The organism is Paracoccus sp. N5, from assembly GCF_000371965.1.
Lineage (GTDB): Bacteria > Pseudomonadota > Alphaproteobacteria > Rhodobacterales > Rhodobacteraceae > Paracoccus.
Genome location: NZ_AQUO01000001.1, coordinates 2,608,413 through 2,622,148 on the forward strand (window position 1 = coordinate 2,608,413; position 13,736 = coordinate 2,622,148).

At 68.2% G+C, this 13,736-nt stretch carries 12 protein-coding genes; 9 read left to right on the forward strand and 3 right to left on the reverse strand.

The features are described from left to right. Positions 1–140: 140 nt before the first annotated feature. Positions 141–1,094 carry a choline ABC transporter substrate-binding protein gene (gene choX, locus PARN5_RS0113195; RefSeq protein ID WP_018000245.1) on the reverse strand — a complete coding sequence of 318 codons (954 nt, stop codon included), beginning with the start codon at positions 1,092–1,094 and terminating at the stop codon, positions 141–143. Positions 1,095–1,237: 143 nt separating this feature from the next. Here choX and betI point away from each other — a divergent pair, with 143 nt between their 5' ends. The 3 genes from betI (at position 1,238) to betA (ending at position 4,995) form a co-directional block, all read left to right on the forward strand. After that, the gene (betI, locus tag PARN5_RS0113200) at positions 1,238–1,807 is read left to right on the forward strand and encodes a transcriptional regulator BetI (RefSeq protein ID WP_026155414.1); all 570 of its coding nucleotides are present in this window, start codon (positions 1,238–1,240) and stop codon (positions 1,805–1,807) included. Further along, positions 1,804–3,261, forward strand: a complete 1,458-nt coding sequence (gene betB, locus PARN5_RS0113205) for a betaine-aldehyde dehydrogenase (protein WP_018000247.1) — start codon at positions 1,804–1,806, stop codon at positions 3,259–3,261. The genes betI and betB overlap by 4 nt, the downstream gene beginning before the upstream one ends. 81 nt (positions 3,262–3,342) lie before the next feature. Continuing rightward, entirely contained in the window at positions 3,343–4,995 is a 1,653-nt protein-coding gene (gene betA / locus PARN5_RS0113210; protein WP_018000248.1) for a choline dehydrogenase, read from the forward strand. A gap of 1 nt (position 4,996) precedes the next feature. On the opposite strand, the gene PARN5_RS0113215 is transcribed toward betA, so the two are convergent. Next, positions 4,997–5,530 carry a YceD family protein gene (locus PARN5_RS0113215; protein ID WP_018000249.1) on the reverse strand — a complete coding sequence of 178 codons (534 nt, stop codon included), beginning with the start codon at positions 5,528–5,530 and terminating at the stop codon, positions 4,997–4,999. Positions 5,531–5,641: 111 nt separating this feature from the next. Here PARN5_RS0113215 and bamE point away from each other — a divergent pair, with 111 nt between their 5' ends. The 5 genes from bamE to PARN5_RS0113240 all read left to right on the forward strand — a co-directional run bounded on the left by bamE (position 5,642) and on the right by PARN5_RS0113240 (position 11,380). Beyond that, positions 5,642–6,100 carry an outer membrane protein assembly factor BamE gene (bamE, locus tag PARN5_RS0113220; RefSeq protein WP_018000250.1) on the forward strand — a complete coding sequence of 153 codons (459 nt, stop codon included), beginning with the start codon at positions 5,642–5,644 and terminating at the stop codon, positions 6,098–6,100. A gap of 172 nt (positions 6,101–6,272) precedes the next feature. Then, positions 6,273–7,025, forward strand: a complete 753-nt coding sequence (locus PARN5_RS0113225; protein ID WP_018000251.1) for a GNAT family N-acyltransferase — start codon at positions 6,273–6,275, stop codon at positions 7,023–7,025. 42 nt (positions 7,026–7,067) lie between these two features. Continuing rightward, positions 7,068–8,198 carry a tRNA guanosine(34) transglycosylase Tgt gene (tgt, locus tag PARN5_RS0113230; protein ID WP_018000252.1) on the forward strand — a complete coding sequence of 377 codons (1,131 nt, stop codon included), beginning with the start codon at positions 7,068–7,070 and terminating at the stop codon, positions 8,196–8,198. Positions 8,199–8,325: 127 nt separating this feature from the next. Further along, the gene (gene rnd, locus PARN5_RS0113235) at positions 8,326–9,498 is read left to right on the forward strand and encodes a ribonuclease D (protein ID WP_026155415.1); all 1,173 of its coding nucleotides are present in this window, start codon (positions 8,326–8,328) and stop codon (positions 9,496–9,498) included. A gap of 103 nt (positions 9,499–9,601) precedes the next feature. Beyond that, entirely contained in the window at positions 9,602–11,380 is a 1,779-nt protein-coding gene (locus PARN5_RS0113240; protein WP_026155416.1) for an SLC13 family permease, read from the forward strand. A gap of 45 nt (positions 11,381–11,425) precedes the next feature. On the opposite strand, the gene PARN5_RS0113245 is transcribed toward PARN5_RS0113240, so the two are convergent. Continuing rightward, entirely contained in the window at positions 11,426–12,301 is an 876-nt protein-coding gene (locus PARN5_RS0113245) for a hypothetical protein (protein WP_018000255.1), read from the reverse strand. A gap of 292 nt (positions 12,302–12,593) precedes the next feature. Here PARN5_RS0113245 and PARN5_RS0113250 point away from each other — a divergent pair, with 292 nt between their 5' ends. Next, the gene (locus PARN5_RS0113250; RefSeq protein ID WP_018000256.1) at positions 12,594–13,475 is read left to right on the forward strand and encodes a LuxR family transcriptional regulator; all 882 of its coding nucleotides are present in this window, start codon (positions 12,594–12,596) and stop codon (positions 13,473–13,475) included. The last annotated feature ends 261 nt before the right edge of the window (positions 13,476–13,736 follow it).

Here is a 13,736-nt window from a genome sequence, read left to right on the forward strand (position 1 = left end):
TTCGGCATCGGGCCGCGACGGTGGGACCGGATTACGGCCCGGCCCGGGCGGCGGATGGCGCAATCGCGACAGGATTCGGCACGATCACGCCCTGATTGGGCGAAAACGGCCGCCCCGTGCCGGGCGGCCGTGCCGAGAGGTCAGTCGTTCAGCACCTTGTCCAGGGCCGCCTGCGCATCGCCGCCGTCGGCGGTGGTCACGCCCGCGAGCCAGGGCTTCGCGGCATCGGGATTGGCCTTGAGCCATTTCAGCGCCGCATCGGCCGGCTGTTCGCCGTCGTTCAGGATCAGGCCCATGACTTCGCTCTCCATGGGCAGGGTGAATTCCAGGTTCTGCAGGAACTTTCCGACATTCGGGCATGTCTCGGCATAGCCCGCGCGGACGTTGGTGTCGACCCGTGCGCCGCCGAAGTCGGGTCCGAAGATCTCGTCGCCGCCGGCGAGGTAGGTCATCTTGAACTGGGTGTTCATCGGATGCGGCTCCCAGCCCAGGAAGACCACCGGCTGGCCGGCGGCATCGGCGCGGGCGACCTGCGCCAGCATGCCCTGCTCGCTGCTTTCGACCACCTCGAAGGTGCCCAGGTCGAACTTGTTCTCGGCCACCATCTCCAGCAGCAGGCGGTTGCCGTCGTTGCCCGGCTCGATGCCATAGATCTTGCCGTCAAGCTCGGCCTTGTGGGCGGCGATCTTGCTGTAGTCGTCGATGCCCAGCTTGGCGCCGGCCTCGTTGGTCGCCAGCGTGTATTTCGCCCCGGTCAGGTTCGTGCGCAGCACGTCCACGGTGCCCGCGTCGCGATAGGGCTTCAGGTCGTTTTCCTGGCTGGGCATCCAGTTGCCCAGGAACACGTCCACATCGTCCTTGGCCATGGCGGTATAGGTCACCGGCAGCGACAGGATCTTGGTCTCGGTCGCATAGCCCAGGGCCTGAAGCACGGTCGAGGCCAGCGCGGTCGTCGAACTGATGTCGGTCCAGCCGACATCCGAGAAGACGACCTCGCGGCACTCGGCCGGTTCCTCGGCCTGCGCGGCGCCGACCGGCCCGAGCAGGGTGGCCAGCCCGGTTGCGATCAGCGCTGCGGTGCGGCGAAATGTCATCTTGTTCTCCCTGGTTTGTTGACTGGTTGCCTGATTAAGGCTTTTATTGATTGACGAGTCAATCAAAGATCTGCCAGATGCAGGTGTATGGGGCGGAATTTTCCGCGTGAAAGCTGAAAGAAGCTGCAAAATGGTGTCCTGTCATGCCCAAACTGGGTGTTGAGCCTATCCGAAAGGCGGCATTAATCAACGCCGCCATTGCCACGGTGGGGCGCGCGGGGTCGCTTGACGTGACCGTGGCGCAGATCGCGCGCGAGGCGGGGATGTCCTCGGCCTTGGCGCATCACTATTTCGGCTCCAAGGAGCGGATCTTTCTTGCTGCGATGCGGCATATCCTGACGCAATATGCCGAGTCGGCGCGCGAGTTGCTGAAGGATGCGCCCGACCCGCAGGAGCGGCTGCGCGCCGTGGTGCGGGCGAACTTCACGCCGCAGAACTTTGCGCGCGAGACCGTCGCCGCCTGGCTGAACTTCTATGCGCTGGCGCTGGTCGAGCCCGAGGCGGCGCGGCTCTTGCGCATCTATCACAGGCGGCTGCGCTCGAACCTTCTGGTGGCGCTGCGGCCGCTGGCCGGCGCCGGGGCCGAGCGCATCGCCCGCACCGTCGGCGCGCTGATCGACGGGCTTTACCTGCGCGCGGCGCTGTCGAACGAGGCCGATGCCGCCGCCGCCGAACGCACGACAATGGACTATCTGGAGAAGGTGCTGCCATGAGCCATGACGCCCGCCCAACCGCCCAACCCGCCGCCAGTCTCTATATCAACGGCGTGCCCGTCGAGGGCGAGGGGGCCGCGCTGCCGGTGCATTACCCCTATACCGGCGCGGTGATCGCCGATCTGCGCGAGGCCTCGGTCGCCCAAGTGGCGCAAGCCACCGCCGCCGCCGCCGCCGCGCAGCCCGCCTGGGCTGCCCTGCGCCCGGTCGAGCGTGCCCGCGTGCTGATGCGGGCGGCCCAGATCATCCGCGAGCGCGGCGAGGAACTGGCGCGGCTGGAAACGCTGGACACCGGCAAGCCGATCCAGGAAACGCGGGTGGCCGACTGGCCCTCGGGCGCCGATGCGCTGGAATATTTCGCCGGGCTGGCGCCGACCGTGACCGGGCAGAGCATCCCGCTGGGCGGCGATTTCGTCTATACCATCCGCGAGGCGCTGGGGATCTGCGCCGGCATCGGCGCCTGGAACTATCCCAGCCAGATCGCCTGCTGGAAGGCGGCGCCAGCCCTGGCCATGGGCAATGCCATGGTCTTCAAGCCCAGCGAGGAGACGCCCCTGGGCGCGCTGAAACTGGCCGAGATCCTGACCGAGGCCGGGCTGCCGGCGGGCATCTTCAACGTCGTGCAGGGCCGCGGCGCCGTGGGCGCGGCACTGGTGACGGACCCGCTGGTCGCCAAGGTTTCGCTGACCGGCTCGGTCGCGACCGGGCAGAAGGTCTATGCCGCCGCGGCCCAAGGCATGCGCCACGTCACCATGGAACTGGGCGGCAAGTCGCCGCTGATCGTCTTCGACGACGCCAGCCTTGAGGATGCGGTCGGCGCGGCGATCCTGGCGAATTTCTATTCCTCGGGGCAGATCTGCTCGAACGGCACCCGGGTCTTCGTGCAGCAGGGCATCCTGCCGGCCTTCCTGGAGCGGCTGTCGGCGCGGCTCGCCTCGGTCAAGGCCGGCGATCCGCTGGCCGAGGACACCCAGCACGGCCCGATCGTCAGCCCAGGCCAGGCCGCGAAGATCCGCGAGGCCATCGGCAAGGGCCAGGCCGAGGGCGCACGGCTGGTCTGCGGCGGGGCGGGCGAGGGCGCCTTCGTGCCGCCGACCGTCTTTGCCGATGCCAGGGACGATATGTTCATCGTGCGCGAGGAGATCTTCGGCCCGGTCATGTCGGTGCTGAGTTTCGCCGACGAGGCCGAGGTGCTCGCCCGGGCCAACGCCTCGCCCTATGGGCTGGCGGCGGGCGTCTTTACCCGCGACCTGGCGCGCGGGCACCGGATGGCGGCGGGTTTGCAGGCGGGGACGACCTGGATCAACGCCTATAACCTGACCCCGGTCGAGGCGCCCTTCGGCGGGGTGAAGCTGTCGGGGATCGGGCGCGAGAACTCGGCCGCGGCCATCGAGCATTATTCGCAGCTGAAATCGGTCTATGTCGGCATGGGCGGCGTCGATGCGCCCTATTGAGCGGCGCCGCGCCGGCGCCGCCGTCGGCATGGGTATTTGGAAAACAGAGAAAGCCCGCAGGGCGGTGCAGGAGGTCAGGGCATGATCCCGGATTATGTGATCGTCGGTGCCGGCTCGGCCGGTTGCGCGCTGGCCTATCGGCTGGTGATGGCCGGCAAGCGCGTCGATATCATCGAATATGGCGGCTCGGACATCGGGCCTTTCATCCAGATGCCGGCGGCGCTGAGCTATCCGATGAACATGCGCCGCTATGACTGGGGCTTCTCCTCCGAGCCCGAGGCGCACTTGGGCGGGCGGCGGCTGGTGACGCCGCGCGGCAAGGTTCTGGGCGGGTCGTCCTCGATCAACGGCATGGTCTTCGTGCGCGGCCATGCCCGGGATTTCGACTTCTGGGCCGAGAGCGGCGCGGCCGGCTGGGCCTATGCCGATGTGCTGCCCTATTTCAAACGCATGGAGACCTCGCATGGCGCGGTCAGCGCCTATCGCGGCACCGAAGGCCCGCTGCATGTCACACGCGGTTCGCGCAAGAACCCGCTGTTCAACGCTTTCATCCGCGCCGGCAACGAGGCCGGCTATGCCATGACCGACGATTACAACGGCGCCCGGCAAGAGGGCTTCGGCGCCATGGAGGCCACCATCTGGGAGGGCCGGCGCTGGTCGGCCGCCAATGCCTATCTGCGCCCGGCGCAGGAAACCGGCCTCTTGCGCCTGCGCCGCGGCCTGGCGCAGCGCGTGGTCTTCGAGGACGGGCGCGCGGTTGGCGTCGAGGTCAGGAATACCCGCGGCGTCAATGTGTTCCGGGCGAAACATGAGGTGATCCTCTCGGCCAGCTCGATCAACACGCCGAAGATCCTGATGCTGTCGGGAATCGGGCCGGCGGACCATCTGCGCGAGCATGGCATCGAGGTCAGGGCGGACCGGCCCGGCGTGGGGTCGAACCTCCAGGATCACCTTGAGATCTATATGCAATATACCGCGACCAAGCCGATCACGCTTTACAAGCACTGGAACCTCTGGGGCAAGGGCTCGATCGGGGCGCAATGGATGGCGACCGGGACGGGCCTGGGCGCCTCGAACCAGTTCGAGAGTTGCGGTTTCATCCGCTCGGCCGCCGGGGTGGAATATCCGGACATCCAGTATCACTTCTTGCCGCTGGCCGTGCGCTACGACGGCAAGGCGGCGGCCGAGGGTCATGGCTTCCAGGTCCACGTCGGGCCGATGCGCTCGAAGTCGCGCGGCACGGTGCGGCTCAAGGCGAACGATCCGAAACAGGCGCCCGAGATCCGCTTCAACTATATGTCGCATGCCGACGACTGGGCCGAGTTCCGCGCCTGCGTGCGCCTGACCCGCGAGATCTTTGAGCAACCGGCCTTTGCCGATTACAAGGGCTATGAGATTCAGCCGGGCGAGGGCGTGGAGACGGATGCCGAGATCGATGCCTTCATCCGCGAACATGCCGAGTCGGCCTTCCACCCCTGCGGCACGGCCCGCATGGGCCGGCGGGACGACGACATGGCGGTGGTCGATCCCGAGTTGCGGGTGATCGGGGTCGAGGGGCTGCGCGTCGCCGACAGCTCGATCTTTCCGCGCATCACCAACGGCAACCTGAACGCGCCCTCGATCATGACCGGCGAGAAGGCCGCCGATCATATCCTGGGACAGGGCATGCTGGCGCCCTTGAACCTGGGGCCGCAGATGGACCCGGAATGGCAGGAAAGGCAGCGTTCCGCGTAGCTTACTGCGGTTTCTTCGAATCTTTCAACAGATCCGCAAGGCCGGCGAAGGGCTTGCGGGTCGGTTCCTCGGCATCCGGCGTCTCGGGGGCGTCCAGTTCGGCGCCCTGGGCGCGCGGATAGAGCGGCAGGGCCAGCGACAGCTCCTCGGCCATGATGGCGGCCAGGTCGATGAACGGACCCAGGGGCTCGAGTTCGTCATCGGGCATCTCGGTCTCGTCGCCCTCGGGCGCGCTGACATGGGGCGAGAAGACGCGGTGCACCGGCTCCTCGAGATCGGTCGTCACGGGCGCCAGCGTCACCACGCAGGGCTGGACCACGCGGGCCTTGAGTTCGCCCGTCACCTCCCAGCCGTCCTGGGCCACGGCCTGGATCCGGCCGGCGAAGCGCAGCTTCGGCAGGTCCAGCAGCTCCAGCTCGGCCGCCAGCGCCTGGCGCGTCGCGGCGTCGGGCGCCAGCGTGAATTCGGTCGGCTGGCGCGGGTTCAGATGGGCCACCCGAAAGCGGGACTGCGGGGGCTTCGTATCGGTCATCATGGGCCTTTCGCGGGCGGCTTCGCCCTGGGTCTGGATATTCTTGAGCGCAGGGCGTGAGTTTGCTAAGCCGGTCGCGCGGCGTCAACAGGCGCGTAGAGGGGCAGAGAGACGATGAAGATTTCCCGGCGGCAGATCATGGCCTTGGCACTGGTCGCACCTCTTGCGCTTTCCGCCTGCCAGGCCACCTATCGCAACCACGGCTATGTCCCGCCCGAGGAGCAGCTGTCGCAGGTGGTCGTCGGCCAGACCTCGCAATCGGAACTGGAGGGGCTGGTCGGCCGGCCCTCGGCCCAGGGCCTGCTGACCGGGTCGGGCTGGTATTACGTCGGCTCGCGCTGGGAATATTTCGGCGCCCGCCAGCCGCGCGAGATCAACCGCGAGGTCGTCGCCGTCAGCTTCAACGAAGCCGGCACCGTCAGCAATGTCGAGCGTTTCGGGCTGGAGCGCGGCCGCGTCGTGGTGCTGTCGCAGCGCGTCACCGACAGCGGCGTGACCAGCCTCGGCCTGATCCGGCAGCTGATGGGCAACGTCGGCCGCGTCTCGGCCGGGCAGCTGCTGGACCAGCAATAGGCAGGGCGCGGCCCGCGCTGCCTGTCGCAAGCGCAGCGGGGCGTCTGCTGGCGCGCTGTCATCTTTTGCGCTTCAATCCACCATGCGGCTGTTACAAGATGGGTGCAGGGAGGGGCGTAACAAGTCGGATCAGGACCGGGTGACGGTCGAACTCAGGATCGGGCAAGGCGCGATGATGGCATTCCGCAAGGGCCGCTACGAGGTCGGTTTCGCTGAAACCGCAGGGGAAATCCGCGAGGCGCAACGCCTGCGCTGGCTATGTTTCATCGCGCGCGGGCGCAGCGACGACGACACCGGATTGCTGGACGCCGACGATTACGACGACCGCTGCACCCATGTGCTGATTCGCGAGACCGGCGGCCGGCTGGTGGCCTGTTTCCGCATGATGACGCTGGAGGGCGGGGCGCAGATCGGCGAAAGCTATTCCGCGCGCTACTACAACCTGTCACGTCTGCGCGATTTCGACGGCCGCATGGTCGAGATCGGCCGCTTCTGCATCCATCCCGAGATCCGCGATCCCGACATCCTGCGCCTGGCCTGGGGCGCCTTGGCCCGCCATGTCGATGCCGAGGGGGTGGCGATGCTTTTCGGCTGCTCCAGCTTCATCGGCACCGACACCCGCGGCTACGAAGACGCCTTCGCCATGCTGCGCGAGCGGCACCTGGCGCCGAAACGCTGGCTGCCCCGGGTCAAGGCGCCGCAGGTGTTCCGCTTTGCCCGCGTGCTGCGGCTGCGCAAGCCCGACCCGCGCCGGGCCATGGCGGCGATGCCGCCCTTGCTGCGCAGTTATCTGGCCATGGGCGGCTGGGTCAGCGACCATGCCGTCGTCGACCGGCAAATGGACACGCTGCATGTCTTCACCGGGCTCGAGATCGGCGCCATTCCCTCGACGCGGGCGAAACTGCTGCGCGCCGCCGGGGCCTGAGCGGGCCTTGCATCCGGCGCCGGAACGCCTATCAGCAGCCGCATGAGCGAGAAATTCAGTTTCCAGGTCTCGGCCACCGATGGCCGCGCCCGCACCGGCATCATCGACACGCCGCGCGGCCAGATCCGCACGCCGGCCTTCATGCCCGTCGGCACTGCCGCCACGGTCAAGGCCATGCTGCCCGAATCGGTGCGCGCGACCGGCGCCGACATCCTCTTGGGCAATACCTATCACCTGATGCTGCGCCCCGGCGCCGAGCGCATCGCCCGGCTGGGCGGGTTGCACGAGTTCATGAACTGGGACCGCCCGATCCTGACCGATTCCGGCGGCTTCCAGGTCATGTCGCTGGCGAGCCTGCGCAAGCTGACCGAAGAGGGCGTGACCTTTTCCAGCCATATCGACGGCAGCAAGCACCATCTCTCGCCCGAGACCAGCATGGAGATCCAGCGCCTGCTGGGCTCGGACATCGTCATGGCCTTCGACGAATGCCCGGCGCTGCCGGCGAGCGACGAGGTGGTGGCACGGTCGATGCGCATGTCGATGCGTTGGGCCGAGCGGAGCCGCGACGCCTTCGGCGACCGGCCCGGCCATGCGCTGTTCGGCATCATGCAGGGCGGCGTCACCCGCGAATTGCGCGAGGAATCGGCCGAGGCGCTGAAATCCATCGGCTTCGAGGGCTACGCCATCGGCGGCCTTGCCGTGGGCGAGGGGCAGGAGGCGATGTTCGGCGTCCTCGACTATGCGCCGGGCTTCCTGCCCGAGGACAAGCCGCGCTACCTGATGGGCGTGGGCAAGCCCGACGACATCGTCGGCGCGGTGCTGCGCGGCATCGACATGATGGATTGCGTGCTGCCCTCGCGTTCCGGGCGCACCGGCCAGGCCTGGACCCGGCGCGGCCAGGTCAATGTCAAGAACGCCCGGCACGCCGACGACCCGCGTCCCTTGGACGAGCATTGCAGCTGCCCGGCCTGCACCGGCTATTCGCGGGCCTATCTGCACCATGTCTTCCGCGCCGGCGAGATGATCTCGGGGATGCTGCTGACCTGGCACAACCTGCATTACTTCCAGGAGCTGATGGCCGGGCTGCGCGAGGCCATCGCGCGCGGGGAACTGGCCGCATTCGTGGCGGAATTCGCGGCATTGCGAGCACAGGGCGATATCGATCCGCTGTGAAACCCAAGGTAATTCCTTGAATTTCGCCAAACCTTAGATATTGCCGAAAGGAATCGCCCGGCGGATGACCCGCCGCCCCTGAAAGAACCCAATGGCAGCCAACCCACAGACCGACCGCAAGACCGAGATCCGCACCATCACCACCACGGCCGAGCTGGCCGAGTTCTGTGAACTGGCCAAGGCTCAGCCCTATGTCACGCTCGACACCGAATTCCTGCGCGAGCGCACCTATTATTCCAAGCTCTGCCTGATCCAGGCCGCGCTGCCGCCGGCCTCGGCCAGCAAGCTGCCGGGCGGCCCGGCCGTGCTGATCGACCCGCTGGTCGAGGACCTGTCGCTGGAACCGCTCTATGACCTGTTCCGCCACAAGGCGACGGTGAAGGTGTTCCACGCCGCCCGCCAAGATCTGGAGATCTTCTTTCACGACGCCGGCGTGTTTCCCGACCCGCTGTTCGACACCCAGATTGCCGCCATGGTCTGCGGCTTCGGCGAGCAGGCGGGTTACGAGACCCTGGTCAAGAAGATCGCGCGCCAGCCGCTCGACAAGTCTTCGCGCTTCACCGACTGGTCGCACCGGCCGCTGTCGGATGCGCAGGCGGCCTATGCGCTGGCCGATGTGACGCATCTGCGGGCGATCTATGAGTTCCTCGCGGCGCAGCTCGACAAGACCGGCCGCGGGCCCTGGCTGGGCGAAGAGGTCGCGGTGCTCTTGAACCCGGAAACCTACATCACCCGCCCCGACGAGGCCTGGGAGCGGGTGCGCACCCGTTCCGGCTCGCCGCGCTTCCTGGCGGTGGTGCGCGAGCTGGCGCGCTTCCGCGAGACCTATGCCCAGGAGCGCGACATTCCGCGCGCCCGGGTGTTCAAGGACGATGCGCTGATCGAGCTTGCCTCGACCAAGCCGCTGACCGAGGCGGACCTGGCGAAGTCGCGCCTGCTGTTGCGCGACGCCCGGCGCGGCGACATCGCGAACGGCATTCTCGCCGCGGTCAAGGCCGGGCTCGAGGCCAAGGATCTGCCCAAGCCCGCGCCTGAAGAACCCGGCCGCCCCGGCAATGCCGCGCTGGCGGAACTGCTGCGGGTGCTCCTGAAGGCCAAGTCGGATGCGGCGGGCGTGGCGCCGCGGCTGATTGCCTCGGCGGCGGAACTGGACGCCATCGCCTCGGGCGCGCGGGACCTGCCGGCGCTTGCGGGCTGGCGGGCCGAGGTCTTTGGCCGCGACGCGCTGCGCCTTGCCGCCGGCGAGATCGCGCTTTCGGCGCAGAACGGCGCGGTCAAGGTGGTGCCGGTCGGCAGCTGAGCCGAAGCCTTTCGAAACCCGCGTCCCGCCGGAACCCGGCGGGGCGGCGGCACGTTCCGCGTGGCAGGCCTGACGGTCGGGCTGCCTTTTGCGCGGAATTTCCATGACCTTACCCCAGATGCTGTCCTTCGCCATCATCATCGGCATGATGGTGCTCTTCATCTGGGGCCGGCTGCGTTATGACCTGGTGGCGATGCTGGCGCTGGCCGTATCGCTGCTGGCCGGCACCGTGGCGCCCGAGGAGGCGTTTTCCGGCTTCAGCGACGATATCGTCATCATCGTCGGCAGCGCGCTGGTGGTCAGCGCCGCCGTCTCGCGCTCCGAGATGATCGAGGTGGCGCTGCGCTGGCTGGTGCGCAAGCTCGGCAGCTATCACGCGCAGCTGGCGGTGCTGGTCGGCGGGGTGACGATCCTGTCGGCGCTGATCAAGAACATCGGCGCGCTGGCGATGATGATGCCGGCCTCGCTGAAGATGGCGCGGAAATCGGGCCGCTCGCCGGCGCTCTACCTGATGCCCATGGCCTTCGGCTCGCTGCTGGGCGGGCTCATCACGCTGGTCGGCACCTCGCCCAATATCATCGTCAGCCGGGTGCGCGAGCAGATGACGGGCGAGCCGTTCCGCATGTTCGACTATGCCCCGGTCGGCCTTGGCCTGTCGGCGGTCGGGCTGGTGTTCCTGATGTTCGCCGCCCGGCACCTGCTGCCCGCCGACCGCCGTGCCACCGCCTCGCTGGGCGAGGCGGTCAATATCGCCGATTACAACACCGAGGCTGGCGTGCCGCCCGATGCCCCGGTCGCCGGCAAGACCATCGGCCATTTCCTGGGCCTCGCCGATGGCGAGGTGACCGTGACCGGGGTGATCCGCAACGACAAGCGCCGCGCCGTCACCCTGTCGGACAGCATCATCGAGCCGGGCGACGTGCTGCAATTGCGCGGCAAGCCCAACGCGCTGGAGCGGGCGGTGTCCAAGGGCGGGCTGCTGCTGGCGCGCCAGGACATGCCCTCGCCGCCCGACACGCCCGAGGCCCGCATCGGCGTCATCGAGGCGGTGGTCAAGACCGCCTCGCCGCTGGTCGGGCAAAGCGCGGCGCGGCTGCAGCTTTTCGACCAGCACGGCGTCAATCTGCTTGCCCTGTCGCGCGCGGGCAAGCGCATGACCGAGCGGTTGTCCGAAACCATGCTCGACGCCGGCGACGTGCTGCTGGTGCAAGGCCCGCTCGACCTTCTGCCCGAACGGATGCAGGCGCTTGGCCTTCTGCCCCTGGCCGAGCGCGAGCTGCGCTTCGGCTCGGTCCGGCGCGACCTGCTGCCGGTCGCGATCCTGGCCGCGGCCATGGCGCTGACCGCGGTCGGGCTGGTGCCGGTTGCCATCGCTTTCTTCGGCGCGGCGCTGGCGATGATCCTGACCGGGGCGATCAGCGCCGAGGCGGCCTATGAGGCGATCGAATGGCCGATCCTGATCATGCTGGGTGCGCTGATCCCGGTCAGCGAGGCGCTGCAGAAGACCGGCGGCGCCGAACTGATCGGGGACCTTCTGTCGGCGACGGCGGCCGGCCTGCCGGTCTGGGGCGCGGTGGCGCTGATCATGGTCGCGGCCATGGCGGTGACGCCCTTCCTGAACAATGCCGCGACCGTGCTGGTCATGGCGCCCATCGCCGCGATCTTCGCCGAGCGGCTGGGCCATGCGCCCGACCCCTTCCTGATGGCGGTGGCGGTGGGCGCGGGCTGCGATTTCCTGACGCCCATCGGGCACCAGTGCAACACGCTGGTCATGGGGCCGGGCGGCTATCGCTTCGGCGATTATGCCCGGCTGGGCGCGCCGCTGTCGGCCCTGGTGGTGCTGGTCGGCGTGCCGCTGATCCTGGCGGTCTGGCCGGCCTGAGGCGCTGTTGCCGGGGTATTTGGAAAACGGTGAAACGGCGCGGCGTCAGGGCGTGATGAACTCGACCCCGGGCAAGGCGGCGATCTCGGCCATGTCGTCGTCATAGGCGGCGCCGATGCGGTCGACCAGGGCCTGGTCCCAGCCGGGCAGGTTCAGCTCGATCTCGATCTGGTCGGGCAGGGCGTGCTTTTGCAGCGCGGCCGAGAAGATCCGCCGCCGGCTCTCGATGGTCAGCCGGGTTTCCTGCGCCATGGCATCGCGGATCATGCGGATGCCGTCCGGGTGCAGGATGTCGCCCAGGATCTGCAACCCCGCCTTCAAGGGCACGTCGCTGGGCATGGTCGAGATGCGCCGCACCACCTCGGGCCAGATCAGCGAGGTGTCCTCGTGACACCAGACCACCAGGCGGTGGCCGGGCACGGCGGCCAGGATGCGCCGGATCGCCGGCGCCCAGCGCAGGCTTTCCGGGTCGATGCCGCCCATGACCTCGGCATAGGTGCCGCTGCCCTCTTGCGCCAGCACGAAGGGGATCAGCGTGGCCGGATTCTTCAGCCCCATGAAGAACTCGACCTCGGCGCTGGGAAAAAGGTTGGCCAGCGCCGCCATCTTCTCGCCCGCCGCGGCATAGAGCCCGTCGAGCGACAGCGCCCGCTCGGCCTTGCCAAGGAAGGTCGGCGTGGAGCAGATGATGCGCTGCGGGTCGTCGGTGTCCAGGATGGCATCCAGCATCACCTGCTCCATCTCGGGCGTGGCGGCGCCGCCGTTCAGCGCGCCCAGCGCCTCGTTGAAGACGTCGCGGTGCCGGTTCGGCGTCACCGGCTCGATCCCGTTGCGCAAGAGCCAGTCGCGATTCTGCAGCAAGGTCTTGACCATGCGGTAAAGATCGGTGCCGTGGACGCCGCAGTGAAAGACGACCTGCATGGTGCGGGGAACTCCTGACTCGTTTCCGGCGCACAGTAACCAGCTATGCCGGCCGGGAAAACCCGCTGGTTGAATTCCGCGCGCGCAGAGCCGCTGACGCTACGTCAACGGAATGCAACCGGATTAGCTCGGCTTTTCAATTGCTTTATGTGAATTGCCTGCGGTAATTTCGCGCGACATCGGGGAAATCCGCCGGGGCGGCGTCATGCGCGCGGTTCCAGCGGGGAAAGATCGTTTCACATTTCGCTTTTCACCGGCAATTATGACGACAGGCATTGAGAGTTCCCGACCCATGGATCTCCTGACGGACCTCGAGACGGTGTTGGCGGCGCGCACGACCGACAGCCTGTGGCGGTACTATACCGAGCGGCTGGCCGGGCTGGGGTTTCCCTATGCCTCTTATTGCAGCGTCCGCATCATCGAGACGGCGGGCGACCGGCAGGTCGACGATCGCCTGTTCCTGACCAATTGCACGCCGCGCCTGTTGCAGGAGATCCTGTCGCAGGACGCGCTGACCAGCGTGCCGATGTATCGCTGGATGGCGGGAAACCGCGGCAGCGAAAGCTGGGACTGGATGCGCCGGCTGCGCCAGGCCGGCCGGCTCAGCCCGGCCGAGGAGCGGATGCTGGACCTGTTCGCGCGCCACGGCCATATCGCGGGCTATGCGGTCGGCCTGGGCGACAGCGTGCAGCAGGTGCGGGCGGGGGTAATCCTGTCGGGCGCCCTGGGCGTGGACCAGCGCCGGCTGGACGGGCTGTGGCAGCAGCATGGCCCGCTGGTCGAGGCACTGACCGGGTTGATCCACCTGCGGCTGTCGGTGCTGCCCTATGATCCGCCCGAGCAGGTGCTGACGCAGCGCCAGCGCGAGGTGCTGGAGCAGATCGCCGTCGGCCGCACCACGCAAGAGATCGCCGGGCTTCTGGGCGTGTCGCGAGCGACGGTGGAAAAGCACCTGCGCCTGGCGCGCCAGGCGCTGGCGGCGCGAACCACGCCGCAGGCGATCCTGCTGGCCAGCAACCGCCGGCAGATCTTCGTCGATCCGGGCGAGACCTGCACCACCGAGGCCGGCGAGAGCCTGGCGGCTGGCCGCGCCTGGCGCTGCCAGAGCTTCGCGGCGACGGCCCCCCGGACCGAGGCGGCCGTCGCCAGGCTGCCGCGCTGCGGGCGGGTCTGACAGTCGTGCCAGGGCGAGTGGCAAGGATCGTGCCGCAGGGGGTCTGCCCAGGGTCGCGGTGACCCGTCACGCCGTCCAGGACCTGACAAATGAGCCGGCGCCAGAGGGGGCACCGACGCGAAAGCCGATGCCGATCATGCGGTCGGTCGGGTGGACTCTCGACCGTGCAGAGTGCCGGGAAGCCTGTGCGAAACGCCGAAAGCGCCGAGTAAACCGCCGGGCGACCTGATGCGACCGCCGCAGGCCCGCGCCGCCGGTTCC